Source organism: Cellvibrio mixtus subsp. mixtus J3-8, assembly GCF_000766945.1.
Classification (GTDB): Bacteria; Pseudomonadota; Gammaproteobacteria; order Pseudomonadales; family Cellvibrionaceae; genus Cellvibrio; species Cellvibrio mixtus_A.
Genome location: NZ_ALBT01000033.1, coordinates 1 through 17,644, shown reverse-complemented (window position 1 = coordinate 17,644; position 17,644 = coordinate 1). Strand labels below are relative to the sequence as shown.

The 17,644-nt window shown below is 38.5% G+C and carries 12 protein-coding genes; 1 reads left to right on the top strand and 11 read right to left on the bottom strand.

Annotated elements, in window-relative coordinates:
- Positions 1–9 precede the first annotated feature (9 nt).
- The 5 genes from A596_RS01585 to A596_RS01565 are packed head-to-tail and all read right to left on the bottom strand — an operon-like array spanning position 10 to position 4,383.
- On the bottom strand, positions 10–900 hold the full coding sequence (locus A596_RS01585) for a radical SAM/SPASM domain-containing protein (RefSeq protein ID WP_039912246.1): 891 nt from the start codon (positions 898–900) through the stop codon (positions 10–12).
- Positions 897–1,619, bottom strand: coding sequence for a galactosyltransferase-related protein (locus A596_RS01580; RefSeq protein ID WP_039912244.1), 723 nt, complete (start codon positions 1,617–1,619; stop codon positions 897–899). The genes A596_RS01585 and A596_RS01580 overlap by 4 nt, the downstream gene beginning before the upstream one ends.
- Complete coding sequence (locus tag A596_RS01575) at positions 1,604–2,593, bottom strand: polysialyltransferase family glycosyltransferase (protein WP_039912242.1); 990 nt, start codon at positions 2,591–2,593, stop codon at positions 1,604–1,606. The genes A596_RS01580 and A596_RS01575 overlap by 16 nt, the downstream gene beginning before the upstream one ends.
- A gap of 58 nt (positions 2,594–2,651) precedes the next feature.
- Positions 2,652–3,359, bottom strand: a complete 708-nt coding sequence (locus A596_RS01570) for a glycosyltransferase family 2 protein (RefSeq protein ID WP_039912239.1) — start codon at positions 3,357–3,359, stop codon at positions 2,652–2,654.
- 37 nt (positions 3,360–3,396) lie between these two features.
- Entirely contained in the window at positions 3,397–4,383 is a 987-nt protein-coding gene (locus A596_RS01565; RefSeq protein WP_039912238.1) for a glycosyltransferase family protein, read from the bottom strand.
- A 389-nt stretch (positions 4,384–4,772) separates the two neighbouring features.
- Between A596_RS01565 and A596_RS01560 the strand changes: the two genes are divergently transcribed.
- Complete coding sequence (locus A596_RS01560; protein ID WP_039912236.1) at positions 4,773–5,690, top strand: polysaccharide deacetylase family protein; 918 nt, start codon at positions 4,773–4,775, stop codon at positions 5,688–5,690.
- Between the two features lie 331 nt (positions 5,691–6,021).
- Here A596_RS01560 and A596_RS01555 read toward each other — a convergent pair whose 3' ends face one another.
- From A596_RS01555 to A596_RS01535, 6 genes are all read right to left on the bottom strand, one after another.
- On the bottom strand, positions 6,022–6,885 hold the full coding sequence (locus A596_RS01555; protein WP_052417137.1) for an alpha/beta hydrolase: 864 nt from the start codon (positions 6,883–6,885) through the stop codon (positions 6,022–6,024).
- A gap of 81 nt (positions 6,886–6,966) precedes the next feature.
- Positions 6,967–7,149, bottom strand: a complete 183-nt coding sequence (locus A596_RS22520; protein WP_152600071.1) for an MbtH family protein — start codon at positions 7,147–7,149, stop codon at positions 6,967–6,969.
- A 16-nt stretch (positions 7,150–7,165) separates the two neighbouring features.
- Positions 7,166–8,506 carry a hypothetical protein gene (locus A596_RS01550; protein WP_039912234.1) on the bottom strand — a complete coding sequence of 447 codons (1,341 nt, stop codon included), beginning with the start codon at positions 8,504–8,506 and terminating at the stop codon, positions 7,166–7,168.
- 64 nt (positions 8,507–8,570) lie between these two features.
- Positions 8,571–14,948 (bottom strand): non-ribosomal peptide synthetase, encoded by a 6,378-nt coding sequence (locus tag A596_RS01545; RefSeq protein ID WP_039912233.1) that lies wholly within the window; start codon positions 14,946–14,948, stop codon positions 8,571–8,573.
- A 1-nt stretch (position 14,949) separates the two neighbouring features.
- Entirely contained in the window at positions 14,950–15,978 is a 1,029-nt protein-coding gene (locus A596_RS01540; protein ID WP_039912231.1) for a TauD/TfdA family dioxygenase, read from the bottom strand.
- The coding region (locus A596_RS01535; protein WP_039912229.1) for a condensation domain-containing protein at positions 15,975–17,644 on the bottom strand (1,670 nt) is incomplete at its 5' end. The genes A596_RS01540 and A596_RS01535, both read right to left, overlap by 4 nt.

Genomic DNA, 17,644 nt, shown 5'->3' with positions numbered 1-17,644 from the left:
TCTTTCTATTTAAGGTTTAAAGCAGCGCTCACATTTTTCACAAACCGGGTAGCCTGATAAATTATTTTCTTTATGCGAATTTATGAATTCTATATATTTCTTACCCTGAAATATTTTCTCCAGGGAGGATTCTCGCAAATTACCAAAAATTATTGTTGAGTTAGAATCAAAGCAGCAAGGAATGATATTAAGGTCCCAAGTTACTTGCAGTACGCGCTTTCTATATCCCCAAACAACAGAGCACACGCCTTCTGTTGGTGGTTGGTTATATTCTCTTCCTCCACCGTAATTGTGCATGTTATGTTTGCTAACTTTATTTACGCCAAGGCCTAATAGCCAGCTCTCAATTTCCTTTCTTTTGTCGCTATCGCTATTAATAATCGGCAAGTCGCGCACCACCATCTCCAATGATGAGCTTGATTCTCTTATAAGGTTTGATATTAAAGTCAAGTTGCTTCTGACCAGCTCAAACTTATCAACACCATGAGATTTTTTGTAACTCTCTCGATCTATACCATAAAAACTGACTTCTAATGTATCAAGCCCACTATTAACAACCTGTTTAAATGACTCATCGCTCAATGAAAGGCCGAGTGTAGAGATTATCCTCGTTTTGGAATGGGGCCACTTGCTTTTTATCAACCTGATTTTTTGTGGTAGATCTGTATCAAGTAATGGCTCGCCAAAACCGTGCAAATCCACCGAACCTCTGTAGTCGCCTATTTGATTTATAATGGTCACCAGATCTTCAACTGGCATAACCCCTTTCTTCCTTGTTAACTCTTCTCTTGGGCAAAAATAACATTTGTAACCACAGAGGTTAGTGTTTTCAATACGAATTTCATCATAATTGGTGCTGTAATTTAAATCTGAAACCTGAGTCTTCAATAGCTGATTCAATTTATATACTCCTTGTGATTAGTATTAATGATATCTATGTCCATTGTTCCATTCAGATTGTTTTCTTCGATTTTTTTCTGGAACAATGCCCTATTTTGCCTTCTCATTTCATCTACTGAATTACTATGATAATTTTGTGTTCTTGCCTCATCCGGGTGAGACATATGTATACCGGAAGAAGATAAAACACGCTTCATGCCAGATTTTTTCAATCTCTCAATAAAATCCATATCTTCCATTCCCCATCCCTTATATTCATTTGAATAACCATTTATAAGCATATAATTATTCTTGTATAACATGCATATGCCGGGAGCAAGCCTGTTTTCTCCTGTGTCTGACTCGGTTACAAATTCAGGGGTAATAAATTTTTTTTCGTCTTGAGATAATATCTCTATACCATTTTTCAAAAATTCACGCTCCAGTAAAATATCGGCATCACAAAATAATATTATTTCGGATGAGGAATAGCTCGCACCTATATTTAATGCAACAGATTTATTAAAGTACTGTTGTCCTTCTACAAAGATGTACTTAAATCCTTTTATTTTTGCTTTAAGTTTGTGGATTTTTTCATGTGGCAGCGATGGTTTTCTTTCATCGAAATCTATTATTATGATGGATCCTATTTCACTTGAAATCGAGTGCAAATGAGCAACAACTTTCTCTACTTCAGGTTTTTGAGTGGCAGCTATTATTATATCTAGGAGATTTCGCATATTAAAATCTCTCTAATAAAATCAAGAAATGCATCTTCGGCTCTATTTCTATTGAAGAATAAGTATTCACTTTTCCTTGCTTTGGTTCCATTTTTGTAATTTTCTATAGATTTTAAAACTTCTTTTTTATCACTCAATATAGGAATGTTCATTGCCCGGTATAACTCCGACCTTGCAGGAGAATTGCAGTTGGGCTGAAAACTTATGGTGTGTTTCCCGATTTTTTTAGCTATGACTAATGCAGTTGAATAGGTGCTAATTATTACACTACATTTTTCAATAAAATCTATGATGCTGCTGGCAGTGTAATCTTCTACGCAGTTGGTTTCGCGATGAAATGTTTGGTATTTATTTGATTGGTACTCTTTGGGATGCTTGCGTATATATAGTTTGTGATCAAGCTCTTGGCATACCTCAAAAATCTCCTTGGCAATTATGACTTCGTCATAGCCAAGATCCTCGCCCCACATTTTAAAATCATTTCTATTGGGTACCGATAGATATGCAACTATATTATTGTTTGAAATATTTTTGTTTTGGTAGGAATTAAAAATGTCATCTATATATAGACTACCTATTGGTGCAAGCTTGCTACCCGGTATTCCCGCCAACAATAAATTTTCATAGGTTATTTTATCTGAAACACAGATGTAATCTGGCAAAAGCAGTTTGTCATCAACAAATAACTTCTGTGCAGTTCCTGCTATATCCTGATACAAAATAATTGTTGTAGCTTTTTTTGATTTTGCTGAATAAATCAGTTTCCGCTCAATGATTCCGGGCCACATTAGCCCAGTTATTAATATATCTCCTTCATTAAACTCAATCGGTTGGCGATTAACGGCTATTTTTTTAAATTTTGACAATGAACCATTTAAATCAATACAAAAACTGTCATCAGTTATTATATTAACTTCACAATCATCGGATAGTTTTTCCAATGCTCTTGCTGCAATTATCATTGATTCTGCCACAAGGTTTCCTGTAGCAAACAAATATACTTTTATCACGATTTAAATTATTTCCTTTTAATTAATTATTTTTATTTCGCTTTTCTGAATAATGTTTCCTGTTCTTTTGAGTGAGGCTTATATCATTCCAGCCTGCGGAATTATCATGATGCAAGTGTATATAGGCGACACTGGTGAATCTTGCCATTTCTATACTATTACCACAATACCGTTCGATAATGTCCTGGTCTTCTGCCCCCCAGCCAATGAACTTTTCATCCCACCCCCCAATATCTATCAGTCTTTTCCTTTTAAATATCGGGCAAACACCAAACCGCTCACCTTTCACAATTTGTTTTTTAACAGCGCTTTGTGAATCTTCCGGAGCATAACCAAGCTCATTGATATCACCCTTATAAAATGGAGTGTCAGACATCAATCTATAGCCTGATACTAAAATTTCAGGACATGCCATGGCTATTTTCAAAGATCGATCTATTGCATTATTGAGCGGAAGAAGGTCAACATCATAAGGAATCACATATTCATGACTGGCCACCTTGAGCCCCAGGTTTAACAGTAAAGATTTATGAAATGCACCTATCATTGGAACGTGAAAGATTTTTAGGTACGGTAATAGAGGGGGGAGCATAGTTAGTGTTGGCTCGGCGCTTCCTTCGATAACAATTATTTCAATTTCATGATGAAAATTTATTTTTCTGAAATAATTGACTAGTTCATTTAGATGATGTTCCCGATTTCTATAAGCAATTAGTAATGACACACTCATGAAAATTCCTTTGAGTCTTCCAATATAAGTAAGAAATTTAACTATTAGGTATGGTTATTGGTGATGGGGATTGTTTTGAAATAAAAGCCTGATGATAAATAATTTTTAGTTCCCTGCTTAATCTTGCAATACTGAAGTCACGGCAAACAATATCTCTTGATTGCTTGCCTACAATTTCTTGTGCTGCAACAGGTTTCGCCAAAAATGCCTTTAACGCTACCTGATAGGCCTCCAGGCTGTTTGCTGATAAAGGAATACCTCCGCAACCGTTAAAGCCCATTTTTCCCCACAAGGAAGCGGGATAAATAACAGGGATTGCTTTTGCCCAAGCTTCAAATAACTGAAATCCGAATGATTCAAATTGGCTGGTATATATCATCAGCGCGGTGTGATCCAATATATTTAAATAATCCTGCTCCTCATAGTTATTTAGGATCAACCATTCGTAATTCGATGGAAGCTCTACGCTCCTCATAAGCTGATCCATAATATGCCAGTTTTTTTCCCATCGTTCCTTGTTTCCTGCCCATAAAATATATTTTTTTTCTTCGGGTTTTACGTTTTCATTTGGATATATTTCATCAATTTCTATTGCGGGTTGGACTATCCGTATTTTTTTTAAAAGCGCCGGTTTAAATTCTTCTTCCTGGAAACTATTTCTGATCCAGATCGCATCATCATAAAGCTTATCAGGAGCGTGTTCGTAGCCCGGGTACTGAAAAAATCCGCCAGGAAAATCGCGATAATATTTAGAAGGCGCCCAATTTCTGGCTCCAATAACATCAGGAATAAAACTGCGTTTTAATTGATCCGATAGAATATCGGGATTGTCAGTATGGACAATGTCGTGCTCTTGTTCGAGGCTTGCACAATAAGCACTTGAATAGCTTTCCTTGTCTATAATTGTGAGCTGTATTCCTGCTTGTTGAATAGCTTTACAAATAATCCTGCTTGAGCGACGGGGACCACTGAGGCGGCCATGGAGATCACCGGGTTTTCTAAGGCAATAGTAGAGTACTTTCATGTCTGTATATCCCTTTAATTATTATTGAGTAATTTTATCAATTGTCCAGGATGCCATTCTAGCGTTGAATGGGTGCGCTATCGGAAATTTTTATCTTCATGAGCCCGGCGCTGGATTTTTTAAATAATTTATTGCTGGCCCCATAAAACATACCCGTAAGGCTTGACACCTGTTTTTTGGCAAGTTAAATCAATTGAATTATGGGTAATCGATCCGCATTCCATCTTATGGATCTGTTTTATTCATTTATGTTATTGTGCCAAATCACTGTTTCCTTACTTTAAGTCTTCGCGGGATATTCTCCCGTCCAGTTTACACTTTTGGACTTAATATAATAAAGTGTTGATTGGTTTTCTATGAATTTCTATTGGTTTCCCAAGGAGGAAAAAATGCGTCATTGCTTGAAAATTGTTCTTTTATGTTTATCAGTGGTACCGATGCTTTCCGCCGCACGTGAGATTGCATTGACGTTTGATGATGCCCCAACTCCCGATTCTGCGATGATGACAGGTGTTGAGCGCACGCACAAAATAATTTCTGCATTGCAACAGGCAAAGGTTTCGGATGCATTGTTTTTTGTTAAGGCAGATTACATTGATCAACAAACGGCAGCACGTTTAAAGCAATATACGGATGCAGGCTTTCATCTGGCCAGTCATAGTTTTACTCATCAGTCAGCGAATCAATTAGGTGCAAATGCCTATGCGATTGATGCATACAAGGCGCACCTGGCATTAAAGCCGTTTAAGGGCGTACTTGGTTTCCACCGTTTTCCCTATTTACATTATGGTAAGGATTTAACTGATATTAATCAGCTTCAAGCTGTGCTGGCAGAGCTTGGCTATAAAGATGGCTATGTAACAGTCGATAATTTTGATTGGTACATTAGCACCTTAATAACTCAGGCTGCTGAAGAAAAAAAATCAATTGATTATGATAAAGCGCGTGATTTTTACGTAAATAGCCTTTATGAATCTATTGAATTTTATGACTCCATTGCAAAAAAAACCTTGCATCGCTCACCACGACATGTACTTCTCTTGCATGAAAATGATGCGGCAGCTTTATTTGTGGGGGATTTGATCCAGCATTTACGTAACCGTGGCTGGAAAATTATATCGCCACAACGCGCTTATAAAGACGCTATTGCTAAAGAGTTCCCCCAAGTGGCTTTCCACAAGCAAGGCAGGGTAGCAGCTATTGCTCATAGTAAAGGTGTGCCAGAGTCAGAGTTGCGCCACCCCTCAGAGAATGAAAATTATATCAAACAAGCATTTACTGCCGCTGGCATTGTTGAAGCCAAATAACCAGTTAGCGATTTGGAGAAAGAGTGTCGTAATTGTATTTTGTTTACTAGCCAGGGCCTGAGCTGACAGCTACCGTTTTTTAGGGTCCTGTCACCTTCAGGGCCCTGTCAGTTTAGTTTTGAGCTAGATTCTTTCAGCCTAACCCCTCTTTCCATCAAACAAAGTTTCAATTGGTGTGCGATCGCAGCACACTGTACTGATCAAGTAAAGCCGGACACTTTTTTATTGAGATAAATTGATTACACACTACCGATAGCAGTGTGTAGCTTGATCCCACGATGGCTTTGATCGGTAGTTTTTGTAAATTTTAAATCCTATTTTCGGAAAAGTTTTAAGGTTTCAGCGGAATAGATTTCATTAATCCTTTGGATAATAACGCAGGGAAAACACTATGATGATTTTCACCTTTAAGAACCTCTACATGTAACTTAAGATTCTTGTAAGACCTTGAACGTAAAGACTTCTCAAATGCTTGCACATCAGTAACCATTGAATTACTACCCGTTATGTCAGCGTCAACATATATCATGACATTAGCCTTCATATTGTTATGGTGCTTTGAATATTCCTCTTCCATTTTTAGAATAACTTTTTTGTCGTACCAAAGAGATGGGCTGCCAATAATATAATGATCAAAAATTTCAGGCTTATTTATTAAAATATAAGAACCCAGCAAGCCACCGAACGAATGCCCTACAAATACTTTATTATTATTGTCGACACGATAATGCTTTTTAATGTCAGGAATAACCTGTTCCTGAATGAATTGGACATATTCTTTTGCATGTCCTGAAACAGCACGCGCCGCATCGGAATGAGCAGAAGATTCCTGAGGAGAATAAGTAGGTGTGTAGTCTCGTGTTCTGCTAACACCATAGTCCTCGCCTTTTGCGTAGGAGATGCCAACCACAATCGCTTCATGAACAACTCGCCCGCCCATCAATTGCATTGCACCACTGGCAATTGGAAAAGCAAAACGAGAATCGTTAACCACAACTAGAGGATAATTTTTATTGGTTTCTTTATAGGATTGCGGTAATTGAATAAACAATTCGTAATCTTTATTGTTTGCAACGGCATGCAATGACCTGACTTCGGACATTGGATAAGTTACTGCTGGCAATTCTCCACAAAAACCAGATAGGGATGCAAACAAGAACGGCGCACTTAATAATGCAATAAGGGTGTTTTTCATTGACTACTCTTTATGATTAGAATTTTTCTTTGGTAATCGAGCATAGACATCGATTTTGTACTCAACCAAACCGGCAGAATGTTAAGTTGCACGAACACTGACAGGACGTAAATCAGTCCATATTTTTTCTATTTGATCCAGGCAATATTCTTTGTTTCCCGATATGCCACAACCAATCCATCCAAGGGGCAACTCTTTCTGGCTCGGCCATATCGAATATTGCTCCTCGTGGTTTTTAACTACAGAATATAAAATTTCATCCATTTTTTTCTCATCAAAATTAAATAATTGGTGAACTATGCCAGGAACCATGGCTTTCAACGTTAAATATATCGCCATATTTTTTCTGGTCTAAAAAAGCTTGTTGACGTGTTGTTGACGCCGGCAACGTAAATACATGGGCATAATCGGTAAAATCATAACGCTGCAACAGACTTCCCGCCCTGGTCGACATCATGTAAGCCAGCAATATTAGCAATTCGCTATCTTTATTGGCTGATTCCAGCCCGGCAATGACATCAAGCAGCGCAAGGCAAGTATACCCAAAAATGGCATCATTAATCCTGAAGGCTATCAAAAAAAGGGCGGCAGCTTCGTATGGAGAAAATAGAAACATATCCCTTGTTGATTTTAACCGAGTGACCAAGGACGCCATTATTGTTGCCGCCTCGCCACATACAGCGACTATAAAATCGTCAGGCACATGCTCATTTTTCCGCCCCACAATACTCCTATCTACAAGTAACTTTATCCAATCTCCTGGACTCTCCAAATCCAATTGATAATAGGATCCGTATCGCAAAAAAGCGGCAGAAAATATTTCCGGGCTAAAATGTTTTTGCCCTCCCTTACCAGGAGCTAATTGATTTGCATAATTTATAATTTTGTTGCGAATAACGGGTTCCGCAGCAAATGAATCAGCAAACTCTTTAAGTGATTTTTCAAAACCAGATAACATTGGTGTTGCAAACACCTGCATTTTCAAAACTAACAATTCCAGGGATATGGAATTTATAAGGCGTCCCTGGTTTTTTTCAGAAAAATAGTTACCTAACTTTATAATGGCTAATTTAGTCGCTTCACTTTGGCTGTGCATGGAAAACATTACTGAATTTTGTTTATTAGCCTCGTTATAGCAAAACGAAATCCCATTGATACCACTGCCACATATTTGCTCTACCTTAGCTATATTTATTTTCTTAAGTAGCTTAACGTCAGTATCCATAGGTACGGCATAATCTCTCGCGGACAGATGGGCCAATCTAACCACATCCCAAATATATCCGTAATTTGGTGTTGGAGCAGTTACGAGAATATCAATGACCCTCAGAACCTCATCATCAAATGCACTATATTGTTGACGTGATTCCAAATCCCCAAGATCAACAGGAGATATATTTTTATACTCTGACTTAAGAGAGCGAATTAATCGTTGACTGAAACCATTATCTGATTGCGGCAAGCTACGACAGTCATAATACAAATAAATAATATCGTCGGGTTGCATACGTGCGAGGATGCGTAAATCATTAAGATAATTAATCCTGAGATCATCTTTATTAGGCTTCTGAAAATTCCTCAAACTACCGAACCAACCTCTTGCGAAGGATATAGATAGCATCTATTCACCACGGAGTTAATGTTAGCATGCCCTTATGCTAAAAAGCATGCTAACACCCATTTCACTACAGGACTTCTTCTTCCATTAAGTAGGCGTCAATATGTAAATTTTCGTTTTCCCTGTTTACCAATATGGCGTCGATGTAGCTACAAATTGATTGCAAATTAGGGCTTTCAAAGATAATCGTTACTGAAATATGAATATTCATTTCATCCTTTATCAGAGCCACTAATTTCATTGCCAGCAAAGAATTTCCGCCAACATCAAAAAAATTACTATTAATGCCTATATTTTTAACTGATAACATTTTTGTCCAGATATCCCACATTTTATATTCTGTGGGTGTCACAGGAGGAATCAACTCATCATCATTTTTTAGATCTCTCTCCGGCGCAGGCAAATTGCTCCGATTTATTTTGCCATTTTCGGTAATGGGGAAAGAGTCCAAAAAAACATAATATGAAGGGATCATATATGTTGGAAGTAGTTTTTTTAAAAATCTGGAGCATTCATTTTTATCAATGCCTTCATCTGAGACGACATAAGAAATAATATACTTTTTCTCATCCTCCACCATAAGTGTGACTACAGCATTTTTAATCAGCGGGTGCTTTTTCAATGCAATTTCAATTTCGCCCAACTCGACCCGGAAGCCATTGATTTTAATTTGATTATCCAAGCGTCCAAGGAATTCAACTTGACCATCATGAAGCCAGCGCCCTCTATCACCGGTTCTGTAAAGCCTTCTTTTTAATTGGTGGTGATAAATAAATGATTGCTCGGTGCGAGTATCATCATTCCAATAGCATCTGGCCAAGCCTGCACCGCCAATATAAATATCACCACTCAGAAGCGGCGAACAGGGCGCCAGGTTTTCATCAAGAACATATATTTCCTGATTGGATAATGGGCGACCATAAGGTATGCTTCCCCATTCTGAACTCCTGTCATTAATTGGATAATAGATTGACCATATTGAAACTTCTGTAGCACCACCCAAGCTAACAACCTGAACATCGTCATTGCAAAAACTTTTAATGCGGTCAGGCAAGGATGGCAAAATAGTATCGCCGCTCATCCATATATTTCTAAACGGCAGCCTGGAGTCATTCTGATAAAAATTTTCCAGGTAGGAAACCAGCATATCCAGCAATGCTGGTACTGAGTTCCAGACAGTGATTTGAAATTGCCGGGCCAAGGCAATCCAGTATTCCGGATCTCTTTTATGTTTTTCGGCAACAATAACCAAGCTTCCGCCACAAATAAGCATTCCAAAAATATCGTATACCGAAAGGTCAAAGGTCAGCTCTGATATCCCAATCGCAACATCATCTGAAGAAATACCGAAACGCCTGTTCATATCAATGAGTGTGTTCACAACGGCGTTGTGTTCAATTGCAACACCTTTTGGAGCACCGGTAGACCCCGATGTATAAATCACGTATGCAAGACTAGACGGGTCGCTAGAAACCCCGGAAAGGAAATCCACATCTAAAGTTTGGCTCACATCAAGGGCCGATAAATCAATTACATTGCATTCATACTTGTCTGTATTTTCAGATGCATTATTAAATTCGGTAATAATAAAACCGGCACCGGATAATTTAAGAATTTCATTGGTACGGTCAATAGGTGATGAAGGGCTAATCGGCAGGTACGCCGCCCCCGAAAAAAGCACACCCAATAAAGCAGTTACTTGCCTGTACCCTCGCGCCAACATTACCGCAACAATGCCGCCTTTTTGTATACCGTTTTTTTGCAACGATATGGCAATACCAGTAGCTTCGATTAGCAAATCACGATAAGTCAGAACGCGATCATTATCCCGTACAGCCACTAAATCTGGCTCAGCCAATGCTTGCTTAATAACTAATTCATGAACGGTATAATTATTATCAAGGGTTCCAGATGGGAGATTAATAATCTTGTTAAAGTCGGGTGCTATGGATTTTAACTCCGGCTTGCTTTCTGCCAGTGTCATCTGCTCCAGGTTCATTGAGTAATAACCAGCAACAATCTCTATTTGTTGTTCAGGATAAATTGTCGGATCGAAATGAATGTCTAGCTCTATATTGTTATTTTTAACATTGATACGGGAATAAACAACAAATGGATAATTGACTTTTTCATATTCGAAGATGGTATCTATCGCGAAAGTACTTGCCTCACCAACAGATCGATATGCATGGAAATTAACAAAATTAAATAATGTATGGAACAGGTTTTGCCCATCGTTCATAACCTGCAGATTATTCAGAGGAAAACTTTTAGCAAAACTGGAATCTGCCTCTTCCTTACTAATAGCACTGATTAATTCCAACCAATCTGATGTGGAAGCATTAATGTAAAATGGCAAGGTGTTCAAGAATAAACCCAGTGCTTCATCACCACCTTCATAATCCAGTCGATTATTGATTACCAAACCCGTTGAAACAACTGATTCCCCTGTCAGCAGCGATAGCGTTTTCATGTGCGCGGCAAGTAGCACAGTTTTAACATGAACCGACTGCATTTTTGCCATGTCTTTCAAACGATTTGATAAATCGTTTGAAATCACTATAGATTTAACCAGTCTTCGCCCCACAGCAGACCTGCTGTAGTAGGGTGATGCAGGTATTTTTGACGAAACACCGCAGGCCAGCCTGGCCTTCCAGTATTCAATTATTTTCTCATCCCTCAAACTTCGAGCTTCCCTTGCAACATATTGCTTAAAAGACAGCCCTCCATATGAAGATAATTTTATGTTTTCGCCCCGGGACAATTTTTCATATAAATGAAATGCATTGGAAAGCAAAACGGCTGTGCTCCACCCATCTAAAATCAGGTGATGCCTGGAGAAGGTTAAAACTGTGCAATCGTTACTGAGAATATGCACATAAAATTTAAAGAGTGGTGCGGTTGATACATCAAACTTCTCTCGTTTTTTCCCTTCAAGAAAATCAAAAATAACGCCATTTTGAGAATGCTCATCCAATCCACAAATGTCTGTAACCTTTATATCGTCAATTCCATAGGAAAAGCTTGCGCGATCACGCACAAATGTATATGGAGTCCCATCCTCAAGAGTTAGTACACAGGTTCGCAATATTTCGTTGCTGTAAACAATTTCACTGATTGCATTAGCGAACAGATTGCTATCAAATTTCCCGGTGATGCGATATGAAGAAACATCAACATAACTGGAATATTCTTCTTTTTTGTCAAACTGGCTGAAAGCAAGCATAGCCCACTGCATAGAAGTCAGGGGATATGCATCTTCAAACTTTCCAATAGTTGAATAGCGCTTTGCTAACTCCGCGCCATCTATTTCAAAAGGCAGAATTGCACCTACTATTTCTTGCGGTTCTATTTGAGATTTTTTGTCCGCAAGTTCAGCAAGCAACGAAATTGTTTGAGCCTCATAAAAATCATTACTTGAAATTTTTATACCCACTTTATTAGCACGCGTAACCACTCTAATACTCAGGATCGAATCCCCACCCAAGCTAAAGAAGTTTTCATTAATCCCAATATTTTCCAGCCCCAAAACCTCACACCAAATATCTACCAGGATTTTCTCAAAGTGTGTTATTGGAGGATCAATACGTCGCTGCTGTATATGCTCTTCGTAAATAGAAGAAAGTGCTTCCGTATCGAGCTTTCCGTTAACCGTTGTCGGAAAGTGCTCCACTAAAATAATTTTGGCAGGCTGCATATAGGATGGTAACCTTGCCGCTATATGCTTATGCAAACGCTCCAGGGGGCATTCATTTTTATTTAACTGTCGAGTAATGAATGCAATGAGAGTTTCTCGCCCCGCCGCCGTTTTATGGGCAATCACCCTGGCAGAGCAGCCGTCCTCGAAGGCGGCGATAGCTTTTTCGATTTCGTCTAATTCGATTCTGTATCCATTAATTTTTACCTGGCTATCTGCCCTTCCTATACACACTATATTTCCATCGGGAAGATAATACGCAAGATCACCGGTTTTATATAATTTTGTCTCTATATTTTGCACTAATGGATGCGCTATAAATCGATCCATGGTTTGGTTTAAAAGATTGCGATAACCCAACGCCAATCCTTCACCGCTAATATAAATCTCACCAATACATCCTACCGAAACTGGCTTAAGCTGCGAATCCAATATCAGTACTTCCATATTGTCAATTGGTTTACCAATCGGAATATGTCCGATTATTTTATCTTTCACGTCATAAATGGTGCAGCCTACAACTGTTTCTGTCGGGCCGTACTCGTTAATAAATCGGGCCTTGGGGAAAACTGCCTTCCATTTAAAGACGGATTCCGAATTGAGTACTTCACCACCAATTACAAACGCACTCACATTTGCTTTCAGTGAAGAAAAATTTCGCATTTCCTGAATTGCTGCCATGTGTGACGGCGTAATTTTTATAACGCCGTAATCCACCGGTAGTTCTAACAACCCGGCCAATTCTTCAATATTTTTTTCGGGAAGCGCGAGGATACACCCACCAGCATATATAGGAGCAAGCATGGTAGTTATGGTGGCATCAAATCCAATTGACGAATGTAAAATTGAAGCCCCATTACCTACCAACGGATATTCTTTCTTGCAAAAAGCCAAATAATTATTTAAACCTTTATGAGTTATCATGACCCCTTTGGGTGTGCCGGTAGAACCAGAGGTGTACATTATGTATGCCAGATCATTATCTTCAGGCTCTATATCTACATAAGTACTGTCATATTGCAGAAAATCAAATTTATAGAAATTGCTAACATTATGGATTTTAATGTCGATAGCTTTAAACAATTCCTGCGTAGAATCATCCACAATACATAAGGCAGCAGCTGAGTCAGAAAGCATATACCTGGCACGAACTTCAGGAATGTCAGGATCTATTGGCAAATAGTGATGCCCCGCCTTGTAAATAGCTAAAATCGCAATAATTAATTCCGGAGAACGTTTTATCGAAATAGCAATCGTTTGGGATGTTGGCAGGGATAACGAATTTATGTAATTGGCTAATTGATTTACATGAATATTAATATCCGCGTATGAAATTTTATTTTCGCCAATTTTCACTGCTACATGCAGTGGTGATTTTTCAACATGGTTCAAAAATGAGGCCAGTAAATTTTTTGGTCTTCCTTCTTCTATTTTGGAATTTGCACCCATAGTTTCAATGATTTGATCGTAAGGTGTCGGCAACACAAGGTCACCGATCAAACAATCCGGATTGTGCAATGCATTTTCCAATAAGCTAATCATCTGCGCAGCAATAATATTTCCATAGCCCGGCAGCATAGAATTCTTTGCACAATGCAACTGCAAAACCCAATTATTATATTTTACAAATTCAAACTTAATGGGATTAAGCGATCCTATTAGTAAATACTTCTCCAGGTACCATATTTTATTAATCAATAAAGAGGTAGACCGGTCACAATGCACGCCAAAATCATGCACACTAACAACCACATCATTGTTTCCAAAACCTGATGAAGAAGGGGAAAAATACTCCTGTAGGGATTTTATTTCGTCATATTTCGCCCTAACGTTGTTAATTAAATCAAGAAAAGACTCTTCCGGATTAAGGCGAACAAGCAATGGGATGTTTTTTGAAAAAAGACCAATTACTTCATTTAGCTCTTCGTGCAACCTGCCACTGAATTGATATGAAACGCTTAACTCGCATTCTTTAGATTGTTTATAAAATAAGGCATAGATTGTAGAAATAAAGAGTATTTCCACACTAACTGAATGAGCTTGGGAAAATTGGTGCAATTTGCTCATAACGAAGTCATTTACTTCAACTTCAATAATATCATTGCTTTTAACATTACCTTCATTTTTTTGGGCATTAATGGCCCCACTAAAAAAAGGCGCGCCAACCAAGGGCGGCATTGCAATCTTTTCTTGTAACGTTGAGATAAATGGCTTTGATTCCGCGACTTCAAGTAATTCAGACATGTATTCTGCTACATCCGGGTATTGCAAAGGCGTGCAGGGAATGGAATCACCACAATAAACAGACTGCACCCTGGCCAACATAACCTGCAAAGAATGTGCATCACAAACGAAGGTGCTGGCCCTTATAAAAATATGGGCTACAAAACCATGCTCAATAAAAAATGTTACAGCAACAGGATTATCTAAATCTGCGTTCTCACTTATAAAGCCTTCCCAGTATTTATCCGCTGCTCCTGGTTCAACTGTATCTATTAATTGAAATTTAATGCAACTATCAGCTGCTAACGTTAAAATTGGGAAATTTTTATCGAGCGTTAACACTCTGGTTTGTAACGCTTCATGCTCCTTGTATGCAGATTCAAATGCATCTTTTAATTTTCCAAAGTCCAAACCAGGCAGACCAGCCAGGCGAACAACTATTTTTTCCTGGCATTCTGATTTATTGCTTTCCCACCATTTTTTCTGTTGTGGCGACAGGGCAAAACCTTCGTTAATTGTGTTCATGTTATTTTGCTTCCGTAAGGTTATTATCCAGCATTACCACAACAAGTTTTCGTTCCCCGGTAAATGCCCTTCTACCATGTGCTACCAATAAATTATCGAGCAACAAGACATCTCCATTTTCCCAGCACAAATCATAGGAACATTGCGCATAAAGATCGCGTATTTCCGACAAAGCATTCAACTCCAATTCACTCCCATCAGCATGGTATACATTACGCGGATAAATTGTGTTGTCGCAGCCTTCTTCAGCAAGCGTGTATTTATCATCTGTTGCAGAAGCATGAAACAAATGCGCCTGGTTAAACCACACATTTTCTTTCGTTGTTGGATGCACAAATGTCGCGTTACATAGCTGACGGGTTTGTAACCCCCCATCGTCCCCCCAACGAAACTCTATATTGTTTTCCTTACAAAATATTTCGACCTCGCCCTTATCGGTTGTTTGAAAGACTTCACTCCAGGGTAAATCAACAACTCCATAATTTCGTACATACATCAATCGGCGTTGATTATATTTATTTTTTATTGATTCACTTAAATTGTTATAAATAAAGCGCGAATCAGCCAATGTTGTCTGCCCACCGGAAGTGGCAGCCAAGTGACAGCCGAAAACCAAATGCGTAGGCCATGCGTGTGAATAAGAATTTTCATTGTGCAGGGGAATATCCCGCTTACAGTTATATTCAGTAGCAGTATAAACATACGAATCGATTAATGTCCTTGGTGAGGATCTGTATACATAGCTAAGTGGTTTGTAGCCCAATGCGCCAATAGCGACTGTTTTAAACTTTTCCGTCGATTCAACCCCCCACCCCCTGAACAGTAATGCACCATACTCAAGTAACTTACTTTCTATTTCTGGTTTATTTTTTTTAATCCATGATTCCAAACACACATTTTCTTTATTATTGGGATAAATACAAAGTATTTTGGTTGCATGGTTGCCAATAACACGGTTACAAATCTCATCATTGACCGTTATTGTTTTTCTTTGGCCAAATTTCTTTACTGATCCATCAATAGAATTCATTTAATTAATCTCTTCTCTATTTTTTTAAATTTTTCGAACATATTCTTTGCCTGGGCGGCAGCCCGGCCAACATTCATTGCATCCGTAGTGGGGAAACTCAAAACCAACTTTGACAGCAAGCCGGAAATCGGCGAATGTAAATTTCCTATAGCTTGGACAAGTGTCGCTTCAAAGCATTTGATCATATGATTAATGGTTTCGGGTTTAAAGCGAGAAGTTTTATATTGAACATCAATCGACAATAAACCATCACGTTCTTTAATAGAAAACATAAGGTCAAATTTCGCAGTTGCTATTTCTGGCTCCACAAATGAAACGTCAACTCCATTTACATTAATTTCGTTTTCCTGCGTGTTGTAGAGAACCAATTTGGTCTGAAAAAGTGGAGAGTAACCTTTTTCACGTTTCACATTTAAGTTTTTCAGCAACCGATTAAATGGAACATCTTTATTGTCATATGCCTCTATTGCTTTATCTTTCACTTGCAACAAAAGATCAGCGAAGCTTTTTGTTGCATCAACATTTATCCTGATAGCCAATTGGTTAATAAAGAAACCAACCACATTATCCATATTTTTCCCATTACGATTGGCATGGTCAGTTCCAATTATGATGTCGCTTTGTCCGGAATAATGGGAAAGAGTGACGGCATACGCGCTCATGAGCACCATAAAAAGTGATATTTTTTCTTCGGCTATAAAATCCTTGATAGAAGACACATCAACATTGGGTAATTCAAATCGCAATACCTTGCCTTGTTCAGACAATGAATCCGCCGGGGCTGGATTGTCATATGGCAAATTTAATCTTGGAGGAAAACCATCCAGGTTTTTTTTCCAGTATTGTTCTTGCTTGATAAATAGTTGATGTGCTACATCACTGTGCTGCCATGTTGAAAAATCAGAATAATGCGCAACTGGCGAAATTGAATTTTTCAACTCCAGTTGAGGTTCATTATAAAAGCTACAGAAATCAGTAATAAGTAATTCCATCGACCACAAATCGGAAATGATGTGGTGGATGTTAAGCAGGAATAACGAAAGATTTGACGTTAACCTCAGTAGCTTGAACCGGATAAGAGGCGGGGTATAAATATCAAATGGCCTGTTTGAAAATGCCTTAATATATTCTTTGACGTAGCTTGAACCTAATATTGCAGCATCTTCCCATCCCGCATAATCAATTTCACTTTCAGCATATTCAAAGCAAGAGAGCTTCTCAGTAGAAAAAACTTGTATTGGTCCTTCGTCGCGTTCATCAATATAACTTCTCAATGAATTATGTCGATGCAAAAGAAAATCAATGGCGGCCCGCGCTTTATTAACATCAACATGCCCTTTCAATGACAACGCGGAACATATGTTATAAGCAGCACTAAGCCCAGTGTTTTTGAAGAGATACCAAAGATCTTGTTGAGGAAATGAAAGCGGAGCACTTTCCAACTGGCCAAGACAAGGAATATCGGTATCAAGCATATTTTCAGCGCGGATATGCTCAATATTTTTGTCAATGAAACCGGCTAAAAGCCCCACGACAGGATGCCGATAAAGTTCAATAACAGGGAAATTTATTTTCCACGCACTGTTAATACGAGCAACTAACCGGCTGGCAGCTAACGAATGCCCACCCAAATGGAAGAAATTATCCGTCACACCTACCCGTTCAA